This is a genomic window from Moraxella sp. CTOTU48841, from assembly GCF_032061225.1.
GTDB lineage: Bacteria > Pseudomonadota > Gammaproteobacteria > Pseudomonadales > Moraxellaceae > Faucicola > Faucicola cinerea.
The window spans coordinates 128,978-146,099 of record NZ_DAMBFQ010000005.1 but is presented as its reverse complement, the minus strand read 5'-3'; the positions used below and the strand labels follow the sequence as shown (position 1 = coordinate 146,099).

14 protein-coding genes and 1 tRNA gene (1 of these 15 only partly in view) are annotated in these 17,122 nt (G+C 45.4%); 9 read left to right on the top strand and 6 right to left on the bottom strand.

Annotated features, from left to right (window positions below; translation table 11 throughout):
• Nucleotides 1–43: 43 nt before the first annotated feature.
• Genes RT034_RS07330 through potA form a run of 4 tightly spaced genes read right to left on the bottom strand, consistent with a single transcriptional unit; the run spans nucleotide 44 to nucleotide 4,124 of the window.
• Nucleotides 44–1,186, bottom strand: coding sequence for an ABC transporter substrate-binding protein (locus RT034_RS07330; RefSeq protein ID WP_313015583.1), 1,143 nt, complete (start codon nucleotides 1,184–1,186; stop codon nucleotides 44–46).
• 10 nt (nucleotides 1,187–1,196) lie between these two features.
• On the bottom strand, nucleotides 1,197–2,000 hold the full coding sequence (potC, locus tag RT034_RS07325; protein WP_203172133.1) for a spermidine/putrescine ABC transporter permease PotC: 804 nt from the start codon (nucleotides 1,998–2,000) through the stop codon (nucleotides 1,197–1,199).
• Nucleotides 2,001–2,011: 11 nt separating this feature from the next.
• Nucleotides 2,012–2,881 (bottom strand): spermidine/putrescine ABC transporter permease PotB, encoded by an 870-nt coding sequence (gene potB, locus RT034_RS07320; protein ID WP_409566337.1) that lies wholly within the window; start codon nucleotides 2,879–2,881, stop codon nucleotides 2,012–2,014.
• 55 nt (nucleotides 2,882–2,936) lie between these two features.
• Complete coding sequence (potA, locus tag RT034_RS07315) at nucleotides 2,937–4,124, bottom strand: spermidine/putrescine ABC transporter ATP-binding protein PotA (protein ID WP_409566333.1); 1,188 nt, start codon at nucleotides 4,122–4,124, stop codon at nucleotides 2,937–2,939.
• Nucleotides 4,125–4,671: 547 nt separating this feature from the next.
• Between potA and RT034_RS07310 the strand changes: the two genes are divergently transcribed.
• The 4 genes from RT034_RS07310 (at nucleotide 4,672) to gloA (ending at nucleotide 7,623) form a co-directional block, all read left to right on the top strand.
• Nucleotides 4,672–4,866, top strand: coding sequence for a hypothetical protein (locus tag RT034_RS07310; protein WP_313015574.1), 195 nt, complete (start codon nucleotides 4,672–4,674; stop codon nucleotides 4,864–4,866).
• A 78-nt stretch (nucleotides 4,867–4,944) separates the two neighbouring features.
• Nucleotides 4,945–6,051 (top strand): RNA-guided endonuclease InsQ/TnpB family protein, encoded by a 1,107-nt coding sequence (locus tag RT034_RS07305; protein ID WP_313015572.1) that lies wholly within the window; start codon nucleotides 4,945–4,947, stop codon nucleotides 6,049–6,051.
• A gap of 188 nt (nucleotides 6,052–6,239) precedes the next feature.
• The gene (locus RT034_RS07300; RefSeq protein ID WP_062331404.1) at nucleotides 6,240–6,881 is read left to right on the top strand and encodes a carbonic anhydrase; all 642 of its coding nucleotides are present in this window, start codon (nucleotides 6,240–6,242) and stop codon (nucleotides 6,879–6,881) included.
• Nucleotides 6,882–7,128: 247 nt separating this feature from the next.
• Complete coding sequence (gene gloA / locus RT034_RS07295; protein WP_007115888.1) at nucleotides 7,129–7,623, top strand: lactoylglutathione lyase; 495 nt, start codon at nucleotides 7,129–7,131, stop codon at nucleotides 7,621–7,623.
• Between the two features lie 67 nt (nucleotides 7,624–7,690).
• Here gloA and hemF read toward each other — a convergent pair whose 3' ends face one another.
• Nucleotides 7,691–8,686 (bottom strand): oxygen-dependent coproporphyrinogen oxidase, encoded by a 996-nt coding sequence (gene hemF, locus RT034_RS07290; RefSeq protein ID WP_313015629.1) that lies wholly within the window; start codon nucleotides 8,684–8,686, stop codon nucleotides 7,691–7,693.
• 367 nt (nucleotides 8,687–9,053) lie between these two features.
• On the opposite strand from hemF, the gene RT034_RS07285 reads away from it, so the two are divergent.
• The 5 genes from RT034_RS07285 (at nucleotide 9,054) to RT034_RS07265 (ending at nucleotide 16,856) form a co-directional block, all read left to right on the top strand.
• Nucleotides 9,054–9,236: a hypothetical protein gene (locus RT034_RS07285; RefSeq protein WP_007115891.1), complete on the top strand. Its 183-nt coding sequence runs from the start codon at nucleotides 9,054–9,056 to the stop codon at nucleotides 9,234–9,236.
• Nucleotides 9,237–9,443: 207 nt separating this feature from the next.
• The gene (smc, locus tag RT034_RS07280) at nucleotides 9,444–13,091 is read left to right on the top strand and encodes a chromosome segregation protein SMC (RefSeq protein WP_313015570.1); all 3,648 of its coding nucleotides are present in this window, start codon (nucleotides 9,444–9,446) and stop codon (nucleotides 13,089–13,091) included.
• Nucleotides 13,092–13,249: 158 nt separating this feature from the next.
• A complete protein-coding gene (locus RT034_RS07275; RefSeq protein ID WP_313015569.1) occupies nucleotides 13,250–14,197 on the top strand; it encodes a cell division protein ZipA C-terminal FtsZ-binding domain-containing protein in 948 nt (315 codons plus the stop codon).
• Between the two features lie 155 nt (nucleotides 14,198–14,352).
• A complete protein-coding gene (gene ligA / locus RT034_RS07270; RefSeq protein WP_313015568.1) occupies nucleotides 14,353–16,374 on the top strand; it encodes an NAD-dependent DNA ligase LigA in 2,022 nt (673 codons plus the stop codon).
• A 203-nt stretch (nucleotides 16,375–16,577) separates the two neighbouring features.
• Complete coding sequence (locus RT034_RS07265) at nucleotides 16,578–16,856, top strand: glycine zipper domain-containing protein (protein ID WP_128679898.1); 279 nt, start codon at nucleotides 16,578–16,580, stop codon at nucleotides 16,854–16,856.
• Nucleotides 16,857–17,101: 245 nt separating this feature from the next.
• Here RT034_RS07265 and RT034_RS07260 read toward each other — a convergent pair.
• Nucleotides 17,102–17,122: transfer RNA gene (locus RT034_RS07260), tRNA-Lys, on the bottom strand (it continues 155 nt past the right edge of the window).

The window sequence follows — 17,122 nt, the reverse complement described above, 5'->3', positions numbered from 1 at the left end:
GCCCGCTTTTTTTATAATTTTTTAATGAGCGCTTATTGAAAAATCACATATCCACTTTGAGCCTATCCCAATACTGCTGATATAGCGCCATTATCTCATCCCCAACGTCCTCACGAAACATGGCATGTTTTAGCAAATCAGCTGGCGGATACACAATCGGATTATTGGCAAGCTCAGGTGGCATTTCTTTTTTTGCCGCCTCATTGGGCGAGCCGTAGCCGATTTCTTCGCTAATCATGGCAGCGTATTTAGGTCGCAAGATAAAATCGATAAACTTGTGGGCGTTGTCGTTGTTTTTGGCATTTTTGGGGATGACCATGTTATCCATCCACATAATAGCGCCTTCTCTTGGATACACAAAGTCGAGCTCTGGCATCCCTTGGTCTTGCGCCATGATGACTTCACCGTTCCAAGCCAAGCCCAAGTAAGTTTCCCCTTCCATAAACGGCATGCGCGGTGCATCTGAATTAAAGGTGCGCACATTGGGCATCAGCTTGGTGAGTTTTTCATACGCCTGTTTGATGGCTTCAGGGTTTTTGGTGCTGCCGTTATAGCCAAGGGTCAATAGACTCATGGTGAACACGTCACGGATGTCATTCATCAGCATCACGCGCCCTTCGTACTCTGGCTTCCATAAGTCATTCCAGCTGCTCAAGCTTGCTTTATCAATGCGTTTGGTATTGACTGCAATGCCTGATGAGCCCCACAGATAGGGAATACTAAACTTGTTTTCAGGGTCAAAAGGGGCATTGATAAAGGTTTTGCCAAGGTTGCCAAAATTGGTTAATTTGGCATGGTCAAGCGGCTCAAGCATCCCTTCTTTACGCATTTTGTCGACAAAATCCGTTCCTGGAAACGCCACATCATACTCACCACTGCCATTCATCAGTTTGAGCTTGGCATACATGGCTTCGTTAGAATCAAAGGTGCTATAAATAACGTCGATACCTGTCTCTGCGGTAAAATCTTTAAGCACTTGGTCAGAGATATATTCCGTCCAGTTATAGACATTGACAACCTTGCCGCCTTGACTGACAGTAGGCGCAGACGCGGAAGCGCTAGCCGCGGTTTCGCCCGCTTTTTGACAACCCGTTAGATTACTTGCCAGTCCCCCTGTTAAAACGGCGCCGCCAACACCCAAGCCATACCCTAAAAAACGTCTTCTATTGAGCATCCGAGATATCATATAAGTCTCCTTAACGTTTTTGGGTCGATGGTAGATTCATCGACTTTTTGGCAAGTAATAACTGCGAGATAATCAGACCCAGTAGCGAGATTGCGAGCAAGATTGTGCCAACGGCATTGACTTCAGGTTTTACCCCGACACGCACCATCGAATAAATCTGTAATGGTAAAATCTCAAAATCAGGTCCTGTATTGAACGTCGATACCACCACATCATCAAGTGATAGGGTAAAGGCAAGCACCCAGCCCGCCAAAATCGCAGGCAAAATAATCGGTACAAGCACGGTACGAATCATGGTAAATTCATTGGCACCCAAATCACGCGCCGCTTCCAATACGCGGGTGTCGAGGCTAGATAGACGCGCAGTCACCGTAATCACCACAAAGGGCAGACAAAAGGTAATGTGCGCAATTAGCAACGTCACAAAACCCAGCTGTATCCCCACAATCAAAAATAACGCCAATAGCGAAATCGCCAATACAATCTCAGGCGACATCATCAGCACAAATAGCAAGCTTTGTAGTATCGATTTACCTTTGAAGTCATAACGCTGTAACGCTAACGCCGTCAAACCGCCAATCGCAGTAGAAATCGTCGCAGCCACTACCGCCAATATGACCGAGTTGATGGCAGCTTGTACCATCGCGGCATTACTAAATAACTCGCTGTACCAATGGGTACTAAAACCGCCCCATTGATAGCCGACTTTTGAGGCATTAAACGAGAAAATCACCATCACCGCAATCGGCGAGAACATCAGCAGATATACGACGGTCAAATACAGGCGAGACAGCCATTTCATAGTATTAGACATAGCCGTCCCCCTTATGCCACTTCGTTGTAGTTAGTTTTGCCAATACGTTTGCTACTGGCTCGATACGCGATAATCAGCAATGCCATGGCAAGCGTCAATAGCACGGACGCCGCGGCACCAAATGGCCAGTCACGGGCATCCAAAAACTGTGATTTGATGATATTACCCACCAGCAAGTTGCGCGAACCACCCAAGATATCCGCCACATAAAACATGCCCATGGCAGGCAACAGCACCAGCAATACCCCTGAAATAATCCCTGGTGTAGTGAGCGGCAAAATCACGTGCCAAAAGGTTTGTAGCTTGTTAGCGCCCAAATCTTTGGATGCCAAAATATAATCGTCACGCAAATCCACAAATACCGCATACAGGGGCAGTACCATAAACGGAAACAGCAAATACACCAAACCGCCAATCACCGCTTTTTGGGTATATAAAATTTGCAGTGGCTCGTTGATAAGCCCAAGGTTAATCAGCAGGGTGCTGAGCAGACCATTGGCCGCCATAATGAGTTTCACCGCATACAGACGCACCAATGAGTTGGTCCAAAACGGAATCACGAGCAGTAACATCAATAATGACTGCCATTTTTTATCGGCTTTACTGACCAAGTAGGCAAATGGATAACCGAGCAGCAAACAGATAATCGTCGTCATCCCTGCCATCGACAGCGAATGCAAAAACACTTTTAAATAAAGCGGATCAATCAATCGAATATAGTTGCCCATGGTGACAGGCAGTGTTAAAAACTTATCTTCATCACGGGTCAAAAAACTGGCGGCAATCACCAAGATATTGGGAATCAGGGCAAAAATAATCAACCATGCCCAAATCACAAACAGGGTCGCACGCTGAAAGCCACGCCCGCCTTGTTTTGTCATAACAGGGGCAGGCGTGTTAGCAGCCGAAACGCTAGAGGTCGAAGGTGAAGTAGTATTATTCATCTGGCAAAATCCACTCCCAACCATCGACCCAGTCAATACGCACTTCTTGACCCAGTTTATAGTTAAAATTCGGATCGTCTTCGTTAAAATACTCTGACGTTTTGACGATATTGCCGTTTTTTAATCGAATCACAGAATCTAGGGTACTGCCTTTGTAGGCACTGTCTACCACGTTGCCGATTAAGCCTTCATGAGCTTCATGGGTGTAGTACACGCGGATATCTTCAGGGCGCAGCAGTAAGTTGACATTTTGACCGACTTGCACGTCAAATTTTGGACGGGGCAATTCGCGAATCGGATGAAAGCCGTCATTTTGCTCCACCACTTCCACTTTGATGGTGGCTGGATTGACCTCTAGCACGTTACCTTTAAACAAATTGGTTTCGCCAATGAAGCTTGCGGTAAATAAATTGGCAGGCGATTCATAGATACCAATGGGCGTATCAATTTGCTGGAATACGCCGTTTTTCATGACGGCAATCCGGTCAGACATCGACAAGGCTTCTTGTTGGTCGTGGGTCACGAACACAAAGGTAATACCCAGTTCACGCTGCAAGCGTTTGAGTTCTGATTGCATTTGCTCACGTAGTTTGGCATCGAGCGCTGATAGAGGTTCATCAAGTAGCAGCATTTTTGGGCGATTGACCACAGCACGGGCGATGGCGATACGCTGCTGCTGACCTCCCGACAAATCTTGCGGACGACGATTGATGGTATGGTCAAGTTGTACCATTGCCAGCGCTTCACGCACGCGCTGGTCGATTTCGGTTTTGGGCACGCCTTTAAGTTTTAGTCCATAGGCGATATTGTCGTACACGTTCATGTGCGGAAACAGGGCATACTGCTGAAACACCGTATTAATCGGACGTTTTTCCGCAGGTAAGCCTGCAATATCAACCCCTTCTAACTGCAAACTACCGGCATTGGGCAGCTCAAACCCGCCAATCAAGCGTAGTAGGGTAGTTTTGCCACAGCCAGAAGGACCCAGCAGCGTCAAAAACTCCCCGTCATAAATATCTAGATTGATATTTTGCAAAATTTGGGTGTCGCCATAAGATTTGGATAAATGACGGATTTGTAGTAGTACAGGTTTTTGGTTGGTCGGCTGGGCGCTATCAGGCATAGCTGATGGTGCGTTTAGGGTGGTTTGTGGCGTTGATGCGGACGTTGATGCAGACATAGGCACAATCTCACGGCAAGGCTAAAATAGCGGGCTAAAATGGCATATTTATGTAGGGTCAAAGCGCAATCAGCATGACAACATAAATACAGAGTTTTTCGATAGTTTCACCTGTGAAAATACAGTTAAAAGTTGCGTTCAGTATAACGGCTAAAATTAAAAAATGTTACTGAAAATTGACCTGCTGTTCATAAAATTTTAGTGGATAATAAGAGGTTGATTTGGCACAAATAAGCAACGTAACTTTTTACCAAAGCCATTAAAATAGCAAGCTTGAGCGACTTTTATGTGATGATAATTTAGCCAGTGAATGATTGAAGATTACCTATTGAAAATTTAAGAGACACGCCATGCCTAACAAAAAAAGCCTCAAGACCCAACGACTGAAACAACAAATGCCCAAACAACAACCACTCAAGCAGGTGCAAACAATACGGCTTCTCAAACCACGGCTAAAAAAATACCCGCAAAAAAACCAGCCGCTAAAGAAACAGCGACCAAAAAAATAGCAACACACGCAACAGCCGCGCTGCCCATCGCTATTGCTTTGCCCAAATCCTTACAGCATGCTCAGTGTGTGGATTTGACGCGCCATCGCTACCAAGGCAAGCTTCTAAGCCAAGCAGATAGTATTGCACTTGGCAAACAGCAGCGTAAGGCGTACCCATTAAAAACCTTAGCTGCCATCAGCCAACGTCCGAATTCCATCGACGCGCTCAGTCTTTATCAGCCGTTGCCGTAAAACCACCGACTTTAGGCGGTGGATATAAGGCAACTTGTACACTATAACGCTTGCATAAATTTTGCTAAAATAATTTGCATGAAAACACTCAAGCTACGCATACGAGATAAACACACAGCAAAGCTTAACCGCCTAAGTGGTTTGGTTAATTTCGTATGGAACTACGTTAATGCGTTAAGCTATGAGCATCTTAAGCGTACTGGCAAGTTCTTTTCAGCCTACGACCTAAACGAATACACCAAAGGTAGCGGTGAACTACTTGGCTTACACTCGCAAACCATTCAAGCCATCAACGAAACCCATGCCAAAGCTAGAAAACAATTCAAAAAAGCCAAACTAAACTGGCGAACCAATAACCCAAGCTCTAAGCGTAAAAGCTTAGGTTGGCTACCGTTTAAACAATCTGCCATCAAACACATCGCCACACACCAAATTGGTAAAAAAGGCTTAAAATCCACCTTACAGCTTAGTTTAGCCAAAGGACAAAAACTAGTCATCGACCTATGGGACAGCTACAATCTATCGCTGTATCAAATCAACACACTAGAAATTGTCCAAGACAGCCGTAACCGTTGGTATGCCTGTATTACCGTCAAAGACTACCCCAAGACACAATGCGGTACAGGCAGTGTAGGCATTGACTTAGGGCTTAAAGACAGTGCCACCGTCTCAAACGCTGACAAACTCACCATTAAGCAAACGCTCAAATATGCTAAAGCGTTAGCCATTGCTCAAAGAGCTAAAAACAAACAGCGTGTCAAAGCGATTCATGCCAAAATCAAACATACACGCCAAGACCTCATCCATAAATTCACCACCCAATTAGTTAAAGATAATGCGCTAATCGTGGTGGGTGATATTCAGAGTAATCAATTTAATAGTAAAAAAGGCAAACTCGCCAAATCGGTTTACGATGCAGGCTGGTTTGAACTGAAACGACAACTGACCTACAAATGCGAGAACGCAGGTTGCCGTTTTGAAATCGTGAATGAGAGATACACGACCCAGCGATGTTCGTGTTGCGGTGAAATCACCGCCAATAGTCCGAAAGGTAGAAAATCGCTTGGAATAAGAGAATGGACTTGTGCAATGTGTGGCACATGGCATGATAGAGATATTAATGCCAGTCGGAACATTCTTGCGGTCGGGCTTGGCCGTCTGGGAGCAGGAATCCCCTTGCTTTAGCAAGGGGAGGAAGTCAAGAACCAAATAGCCGATGGGCATATTGCTGTGGCAGGCGATGAGGTATTATAGTAGCGATAGAGCCGTCTTGAAAAAATTTTGAGTTTTAAAAAGTTTAAAATGATAAAAAATATCGCGTTTTATATCATCAAAAATTTCGTTATTATCACAGGGTGAAAGGAGAAAACCAAATGCCAAACAGTCACTTACCGCGTCCAGAAACTGCCGAGCAAGCGCTCGAGATGCTCAAACAAGGCAACGCACGATTCGTAGAGAATGTGCAAAACCCCCAATCAACCTTGCTAGCGTCTAATGCGCTCACCCACGTGCATGAACCGTTTGCGATTATTTTGGGTTGTTCTGATGCGCGCGTGCCCGCTGAGATTGTCTTTGATCAAGGTTTGGGTGATTTATTCGTCATTCGTGTAGCAGGCAACGTGGTCGCGCCGTCTCAGATTGGCTCGGTTGAGTTTGCCGCTGAAAAATTCGGTACCAAGTTAGTCGTGGTGTTGGGTCATTCACATTGCGGTGCGGTGACGGCTTGTGTGGAGACACTGATCAATCCTGATCAGCAGTTTTCGCCCAATTTACGTTCGATTGTTGACCGGATTCGTCCCAGTGTTTACAACTTGCATGAAATCTATACCGCCAATGGACAAGACATTGACGAGCAAGAGTTGATTAATCGGGGTATTAAAGCCAACGTGCGTATGTCAGTCACCCAGCTCAAACACGGCTCTCGTATTCTTGAAGATGCGGTTAATAATGGTAGCTTAATTATTGTTGGGGCAGTGTATGATTTGGACACCGGTAAAGTGACTTTTATTGAGTAGCGAGTATTGAATAGCGAATATTGAATAGTAAATAGCGAATTGAGCAACTTACCTAAGCGTAATGTTATGAGCAATGATGTTATGAGCCATGATGTTATGAGAAATAAGGGCTATATTTTTATCCAAAAGTTAATTAAAATTAAACAGTATTGAATTTTTGGCAGACTCTCGCTATTAATGACGTTTAGTCAACATCTTTTTCTTTTAAGGTTTTTTCTTTTAGAGGCATATTACAATAAGGATCACTATGTCAAACTTGTCCGCTACCAATGGGTTTATCTTTAACCACACCATGCTTAGGGTGAAAGACCCGCAAGTGTCTTTGGCTTTTTATCAAGATGTGTTAGGCATGACGCTACTACAAACCAAACGCTATCCACAAGCGGAATTTGATTTGTATTTTTTGGCAAAGCTCACCGATGAACAGGTGGCAAATTTGCCGACCGATACCGCCGCTTTAGCCGCATTTACCTTTAGTCAGCCAGGGGTGCTAGAATTGACCCATAATTATGGCACTGAGTCTGATGCAGAGTTTCACTATCACAGTGGCAACAGCGAACCACAAGGATTTGGGCATATTTGTTTTGCCGTGCCAAATCTGCAAGAAGCGGTTGCTTGGTTTGAGCAACATCAAGTCACCTTCAAAAAACGCCCTGAAGAAGGTGCGATGAAAGATATTGCCTTTATCTTGGATCCAGATGGTTACTGGATAGAAATCGTACAACCAAACTTAATGGGTTAATCGCCCATTAAAAAAAGGGCAATTGTGATTGCCCTTTTTTATTGTGTTTTATTAAGATTGTTTCTTGTTAAGCCTTGAGGTTCAGCCAATCTCTGGGTTTTAGATAAAAATCTGTGAGTGCAAATTCAGGCGTTCCTGCGAGAGGCTCATAACGATATTCCCAGCCGGTGAGCGGTGGCAGACTGACCAAAATCGACTCAATGCGCCCGTTTGATTGCAAGCCAAACAAGGTGCCGCGGTCATACACCAAATTGTATTCGACATAGCGACCGCGACGGTACAACTGAAAATTACGCTGCGCTTGCGTGTATGGCATGTGTTTGCGTTTCTCAAAAATCGGGATAATACCTTTAAGATAGCCGTCGCCTACCGCCTGCATAAACGCAAAGCACTTATCAAAATCCCAACCCATGCTAAGGGTGTTCAAATCATCATAAAACAAGCCGCCGATGCCACGTTGTTCGTTACGATGCTTTAAATAAAAATACTCATCGCACCACGTCTTAAACTTGGGATAAACGTCACTCCCAAATGGCGCGCACAAATCATGACACACTTGGTGCCAATGCACACAGTCTTCCATCACAGGATAAAACGGCGTCAAATCAAAGCCCCCACCAAACCACCAAATCGGCTCGTAGCCTTCTTTTTCCGCGATAAACATGCGCACGTTGGCATGACTGGTTGGCACGTTGGGATTGGTCGGATGAATCACCAGCGAGACACCGAGTGCTTGCGCTTGGCGACCGGCAAGTTCAGGGTGGCGAGCGGTGGCAGTGGCTGGCAGATGGTTGATAACAATGTGGCTAAACATCACCCCGCCTTTTTCAATCACTTTGCCGCCTTGGAGTACATTGGAGCGACCACCGCCCAAATTTTGATGAGTGCCTTGCTCAGTGGGTCTTTCCCAAACATCAGCGACAAATTTGGCATTGCTGGCACCTTCAGCATATAGATTAAAGCCGCCAGTAGCTTCTTGGTGTTCTAGCGCTTGGCAAATACGGTCTTGTAAATCAAGTAAATAAGCGCGAACGGCTTGAACATTGGGTGAGGAGAGCAGCATAGACATAAGCAATAGTTCTTTTAAAAATTTTTAGCGATTAAATTTTAGTGGTTAATTTTTAATGATTATTGTAACACATAATCGCGTGGGTAAAATTTAGTGTATTGGGCGTATTGACTGATGATACGCATAAATATTTACATAAAACCCTTAAAAAAATTGTCACAGCCGCTACCCAAACGGTCAGAAAACTCATAAAATGCCATGACGTCTTGATAACATGATTGGTAAAATTGAGTTGAGATTTTATAAACTGATTAGCCCAGTGATACTGATTGACCTAGTGATATAGTTATTGGGATCATATAGTTATCAGACTATCAAGTTATCAGATGGATGATTACATTAACCGTTTTTGGAGAAAACTATGAATAAATTATTAATCGCATTAGTAACGGTCATCAGCCTTGTGGGTTGTGGCAAAAAAGAAGAAGCCAAGACTGAAACCACCACCACGACGACAACGACCACCACAACAGCGTCTGCACCCGATAATACAGCAACTGCAACGGCAAATACAGCGACTGCTACTGCGTCACCGGCAAAATAATATTAACCAATAGCCTGATTGATAAAACTGCTAATCCACTTAGCGGTTTTTTATGCTATGGCAGATTTATCAACTTAAGGCTTTAGCAGGTTTAGCCTGATTTCTGTGTACCAATTCAGCATAGATCAAGTCAGCATAGATTTAATGAATAATCGCTAAAATTTTGCTAAAATAAGCGCCTTTTTTTGATACCTACACTCTAGCAACATGCGGTTAAAACAGCTCAAACTGGCAGGCTTTAAATCCTTTGCCAATCCAACAACGTTTCATTTCCCCAAAACCATCACCGCGATTGTCGGACCCAACGGCTGCGGCAAATCCAATGTGATTGATGCCATCCGCTGGGTGCTGGGCGAATCCTCCGCCAAGCAGCTTCGTGGCGGCGCGATGAGTGATGTCATTTTTGCCGGCACGCAAGACAAGTCCGCCAAAAGCTTGGCAAGCGTAGAATTGGTGTTTGAACATACCCGCGGCGAAGATGGTAGCAGCGGCATCCACCACGCGCTCAATCTGTATCAAGAATTATCAGTACGCCGGCAAATCAATAAAGAAGGCAAATCCGATTACTTTATCAATGGCACCAAAGTACGCCGCCGCGATGTGGTCGATATTTTTTTGGGCACAGGTCTTGGTGCGCGGTCGTATACGGTGATTGAGCAAGGTATGATAGGGCGCATCATTGATGCCAATGCGTTGCAGCTACGAGAGTTTATCGAAGAGGCGTCGGGCGTGTCGCGCTACCAAAGCCGGCGTGATGACACCCAAAAACAGCTCGATACCGCAAGCGATAATTTAGCGCGGCTGCATGATATGGTCAGCGAACTGACCAGCCAACAAAAACGCCTAGAAAAACAAGCCAAAACGGCACAACAAGCCCAGCAATGGCAACAAGCGCAGCAAGCGATCAGTGAGCAGCTACTCATTGATGACTATGGGCGGGCATGGCAAAAACAGCAAACACTCGCGGCAGATTTTCAAGCGATGCGTGAGCGTGTGGATGCTCAGCAAGTATTCATTGAAGGTTTAATCGAGCAGCAGCAACTTGCCCAGCAGGCTCTGACTGAGCAACAGCAGACTCTACAAACCCAGCAAAATCTTGCTAAGGATTATTGGCAGCAGCAGCATGAAACGCAAAGTCTACTGAAACAAGCTGAACAAGCCCTTGCCAATGACCAACAACGCCTGAATATCCTCAATGTTGAGCTGGGGCGTTTTACAGCGTATCAACAAGAGTTGCAAGCACAAAAACAGCAAGCGCAAACGCGTATTGAAGGCTTACCTGCAAAGCTTGAACAGCTCACCGCACAGTTGCGCCAATTGCGTGATGAACAAGATGATTGCAAACAGCAGCGTGAGCAAATTGCAAAAAATTTAGTGGCATTAAATAAGCAAAAGCAAGACGTAGAAAAAAATCTTGCCGTCAGTGAAAATGCCCTCAAACACCATGCCAGCCAACAACAGCGCCAACAACAACGCCAAAGCGAACATGACAAAGCCGTACTGGCATGGCAGACTGCTAACGCCAAATTTGATCAGCAATTTGCAGCGTTTGATGACAACGAGCTAGACACGCAAATGACGAGACTCAGTAATGAGATTGAACGTCTTGAAGCCAATATCATCGCCCGTCAAGAGTCTATCGCTGACCAAGCTGATGAAGTTGACAGCTTAACCCGGCAGCATCGCCAAGCTGAGCAGCAGTATCAAGCGTGGCAAACCGAGCACGCGACACTACAAAATTTGCTAACACAACAAGAAACTGCCCTTGCCCAAGTTATCCACCAGTCACCCAATCAAGAAAATATTAGCAGTTTGCCAAAACTTATCAGTCAACTGCAATTGACCGAAACAGGTAAGGGGTATGCCAATGTTTTTGATACCCTAGTTACGGTATTTGCCAAATGGTCTATCGCTGCTGACCAAGATTTTGCCCAAATCATCAATGACCATGCGGTGTTTATTGATAATCAATCAACTTTACATCACACCTCGAAAAATCATACAGCGAACAGTCATCTAATAAAAGGTTGTTTGCCACTGTCTGCTTTGATTGCGGCGCCCAATCTGGCTATTTTTCAGCAGGTTTGGATCAGTGCGACGCCACTTGACTGGGCAGATGTGCAGGATAAAGGGCTGCTCGATAACTTACCAACGGGCGATTGGTTGCTGGTGCAGACCTCAGCGCAACAGCTGATACTCTGTAATCAGCAGCTGCTAATTAACCTAAGCCATTTGTTGCAAGCTGAGGGTCAGCAGGTTATCAGTTTTAGCCAGCAGTTGATGAATGAAGCCCGTATTGAAGAGCTCGATGAACACTTAGCGCAGCAACAACCGCAACTACAGCGTCTAGCCGATCGCTTGCAACAAGCGAGAGTTAGTCTGCAAGAATGGCAAGCCCAAGACCGAGCTGCTCGCAATCAACTGCTAAGCCTAACCCAGCAACAACAGCAATGCCAGCAACAAAAACTACAACAGCAGTATCGCTATCAATCCGCACTCGATAAACTTAATCAAGATAAAAAACGCCTCGATAGTGACAGCGAGCGTCTACAACAAGAGGGGTTAGGTTTTGCGGACAAATTGCACCAAGAGCAACAGCGGGTTTATGAGCTAAGCAACACGCTTTCGCATTTACAACCGCAATTACATCAGCAAATCAGGGAACGCCAGTCACTCGATGAACGCTTAAACCAGTTTGCCAGTCAACAGCGTGAGCTAGAACAACAACAAAATCGCATCACCCAAACACTGGCAACCGGACAATTGCAAATCACCGCAAGTGAGCAGCAACTTGCCAAAGCTTTGCAAGACCAAGCAAGATTCACCAGTGAGCAGCAGCTGCTGAGTCATAAAATTAGCGAGCAGCAGGCACGCTTGCCCCAGCTACAACAGCAACTCACGGTGGACTCGACGCAACTGCAAACCGCCAATGACAGCGTTACGCAATTGACAATCACCTTGAAAACCATGGAAACCGAGCTACATCGAGCGCAATTGGGTGTGCAAGAGTCTCAGCAGCAGTTAAGCCAACTACAACAGCAATATCACACCACCGACACGGCATTGGCACTAGCAAAACAAAACGTGGCATTGATTGGTGAGCAATTGACTAGTCGCAAAATCCCCGTGCCAAAAACTGACAACATTGAGTTACTGGGTAGCAGCAAACGCGAGCAACTACAGCGACAACTCGATCAGTTAGCATCACAGGTGGTTAATCTTGGGGCAGTCAATCATGCCGCGGTAGCCGAGCTCAGTGAAGTGAACAGCCGCTTGGCGCCCCTTGCTGAGCAAATCTCGGATTTGGCCGCCAGTATTGACAAATTGCAACTTGCTATCCAGCAGATTGACAGTCAGACCAAACAGCTTTTTATGGATATGTTGACCCAAGTCAATATCGAACTTAACAAGCTATTTACCCAAGTGTTCGGCGGCGGGCAAGCGCAGCTAGTGTTATCAGACCATACCCATGACAAAGATGGCAGCGGCAAAGGCTGGCAGTCAGGGTTAGAGCTTATGGCACAGCCGAAAGGCAAAAAGAACAGCCGGCTAGCGCTGTTATCGGGCGGTGAGAAAACCTTGACGGCGTTAAGTTTAATCTTTGCTATTTTTAAACAGCAGCCCGCGCCATTTTGTGTGCTCGATGAAGTCGATGCGCCGCTCGATGATGCCAATGTCGCGCGCTTTACCCGCTTAATTGAGCAGCTTGCCAAAGACGTACAGTTTGTTTTTATCAGTCATAACAAACTTGCCATGCAAATTGCCGATGAGCTCAAAGGTGTGACCATGCCAACGGCGGGGGTGTCCAAGCTGGTCAGTGTCGATATGACTGAGGTGGAAGCTTATTTGGCATAAACGATTTTCACCTGTCAAATAAGCAAAAAGTCAAGCCTTGTCACGGTTTTTTCTAGCTGATTTTATGAAGTCATGATAGTATAACGGCAAAAATACCGATGTAAAAATTTTTACACTACAAACAGGGTCGTTATCGTCTTTCTCAAAGGTCGTTGTTTATGTCTATCACTCAGCTTATTCTTATCATTCTTGCGGTTGTTGCTATCGTTTGGGGTATTTACACGCTACTAAAATCCATTCGTCAAAAAAACCAAGATGTATTAGCGACTGACGCGATTGAACATGACAAAGATGGTCTACCTATTATTCCACGCCATCAGCGCCCTGAGCCCGAAGAAAGCCAGCTGTTTAAAGCAGAAATTACACCCGACAATCCTAAAGGCGAAGTACAGCTAAGCGCGGACGATACCGAGTTGCACCTAGACAACTATACAGCCAATGGCGGTTTTGCCAATGCCAATGTCACTAAATCTGCCAATGACAAATTATTGGCAGAAACCCATACATTTGTGGAAAACGAAAACGACGCTTTTAGCATGCTTGCCAATGCCACAGAGACTATCAGCCCTGTTGTGCATACTTTCGATGAAAATCAACTAAAAAATGACAGCTTTACCGATAACAGCCCAATTTTGGATACCCATATCCAAGCGCAAATTGACGAAGAACAAAACAGCCCACTCAACAACGCGATTCAAAATATCAACATCAGTATTTTTCCTAATCAGCAGTTTGTCGACATTAAAGGCGATTATCTGCTAGAGCTGATTGACAAGTATGGCTTGAAGTTTGGTGCGATGAATATGTTCCATCGCTACGAAAACAAAGACGGGACAGGCTTATTGTGGTTTAGTCTGATGATGATTGATAATGAAGGTATTTCACCTTTCGATCTCAATCGACTACCGACGCAAACCATGAAAGGCTTGGTATTATTTTTATCGCTACCACACCCACGCCCTGTTCAAGGCTTTGATAGCATGATGAGTATCGCAGGATTGCTTGCCAATGACCTAAATGCCACGGTATATGACGACACAGGCGAGCCGATTAACAAAGAAAACACCCAAGCCATGCGCGAGCTTGCCATTAATTTTGGTCGATAGATTTTATTAAAATGAAACAAGGTACTCCTCGCGAGTGCCTTTTTTTATGGTTAAAAGTTTTATTGTTTTGACTGACCTGATGACTGAAAAAATTGACCAAGTAAACCATCACTTTGTTGTAAAATATCCGTTATCTTTTTTAAATCATAATCATTATGAACACAGCCGCCATTACTGCGCAAATGCGCAAACTCATTGCACAGTTAAAACAACATAACCACGCTTACTACGTCCTAGATAATCCGCTGTTAGAAGATAGCGAATACGACCAACTTCGCCAAGAACTGGTGGCACTAGAAACCGCCCATCCTGAATTGGTACAAAGCGATAGCCCTACCAACCAAGTAGGCGACAAGCCGTTGCCGTTTTTTACCCAAGTCACCCACCAAATACCCATGCTGTCACTGGGTAATTTATTTACTTTTGATGATTTACAGAACTTTATGCGACGGGTCAATGACCGTTTGGCGGACCATCAGCAAAACCCCGAATATGAAGTCGAGCTCAAACTTGATGGGCTTGCGGTTTCACTGTTGTACCAAAACGGACAATTTATCCAAGCGGTCACGCGCGGCGATGGTCAAACGGGCGAAGATATTACCCAAAACGTGCGTACTATTCGAAATCTACCGCTGCAGTTGCCGATTGATATACCACGGCTAGAAGTGCGCGGTGAAGTACTCATGCCCAAAGCGGGGTTTGCAAGGCTCAACCGGGATGCCCAAGCAAAAGGGGAGAAAACCTTTGCTAATCCGCGTAACGCTGCCGCAGGGAGTTTGCGCCAGCTTGATCCCAATATCGCCAAAAGTCGTCCGCTAGCGTTTTATGCCTATTCCGTCAATCAGGGCTTACCCGCTGAGATTACCACCCAATCCGATGCGCTTTTTTGGCTACAAGCGTTGGGCTTTAGCATCAGCGATATCAAAATCGTGCAAACAGCCGCGCAGCTACAAGCGTATTATCAATCGGTGATTGAAAAACGCAGTCGCTTACCCTTTGAAATTGATGGCACGGTGATTAAGGTTAATAGTTTAGCCTTGCAAGAGCAATTAGGCTTTTTAAGCCGTGAGCCACGTTGGGCAACTGCGTATAAATTCCCTGCCGAAACTGTCATGACCCGCTTAAATGCGATTGAATGGCAAGTAGGGCGCACAGGTCAGTTGACGCCCGTGGGCAAGCTTGAACCTGTCAATGTCGGTGGCGTCACGGTGAGCAATGTGACCCTGCATAATATCGGTGAAATTCAGCGTTTAGATATCCGAGCAGGGGACATGGTCAGCGTACACCGTGCCGGTGATGTCATTCCCAAAGTTACGCGCGTTTGGACGGACGAGCGCCCCGCCAATGCCCAAGTGGTGAGCTTGCCGACGCATTGCCCGGTGTGTGATTCACCCGTTATCATGCCAGAAGGTGAAGCGCTGGCACGATGCACCGGCGGGCTATTTTGCCCAGCCCAGCAACAAGAAGCACTGATTCATTTTGTCAGTCGTAAAGCGATGGATATCGATGGGCTCGGTGAGCGCTGGTTGATTAACTTTTTTGAGCAGGGTATTGTTAAAAATGTCGCAGATATTTATGCGCTCAACAATCATCGCGACGCGCTCATCAACCTTGAAAAATTGGGGGAAAAATCTGTCGAAAATATGCTAGCTGCCATTGAAAAAAGTAAAGATACGACCTTACCGCGGTTTATCTTTGCCTTGGGTATTGGTGGCGTAGGCGAGAGCACGGCGATGAATTTAGCCATGCAATTTGGCGACTTGCAGCCGCTCATGGCAGCGAGTATTGAAGCCTTACAAAAAACCCCCGATGTCGGTGAAAAAACCGCAGACTCGATTTTTGAGTTTTTTCGTGCCGAGCACAATATCGAAGTCATTAATCGATTATTACAAGCGGGCATTCATTGGCAGCCTGTCAGCCAAGTGCCTGAAAGTAATCAGCCGCTTAAAGGTCAAAGTTGGGTCATTACAGGCACCCTTGAAGGCATGGGACGCGATGAAGCCAAAGCTAAACTACAAGCATTAGGGGCAAAAGTCTCAGGCAGCGTTTCTGCCAAAACCACCGCACTGCTCGCAGGCGAAAAAGCGGGTAGTAAACTTGCCAATGCCGAAAAACTGGGGGTAAAAGTGGTGACTGAAGCGCAATTCACCGATTTATTAAACAGTTATCATGCCTAATATATGCTCGGTATTGTAGAAAAAGTTAACGTAACCTTGAGTAAGTTATTCGCTGCCCAAACTATAGCAAGGTTACTTACAAAACACGTATAAATCAGTCTTTATTCATAACAATAGAGTGAAAAATTTACGCTAATATAACTTCCGTAAGTTGCTAAAAGCACCTGACATTTTAGCAAATGGAAACCCTACTGGAGAAAAGTATGAAATCACTTAAAACACTTGCGGTACTTGCAACACTTGTTGGTTCAACAGCTTTAACAGCCTGTGCAACCACTGATGCTTATGGTAACCGTGTTACTACACAAGGCTCTTCTCGCGCGGCAATGCAAGGCGCGGTAGCGGGCGCCGCATTAGGTGCACTGGCAAAATCAGATGGCGACCGTAGCGACATCGGTAAAGCCGCAGCAATCGGTGCAGCCGCAGGTGGTGCAACAGGCTATGTATTAAGTACATCACCTAACTATCCATACCAAAAATAAGCTACACTAAAAGTCATAGCCTATCTTGACAGCATCCGATAGCGCTGCTGTTAAAAGCCAAACCTTTAATGGTTTGGCTTTTTTCTTTACTAAACGTTAAGCCAGCTATTTGATGCAATCAAGGATGCGTTGAAGTAGAGTGGTTAATTTTTATTTGTCTAATCTAAACGGCTAGCCTAAATCATAGCGTTATAAAATCAATGGTATAAAAAAAGCCCTTATCAATTCGATAAGGGCTTTGGATATGGTGGATCGTCCGCGACTCG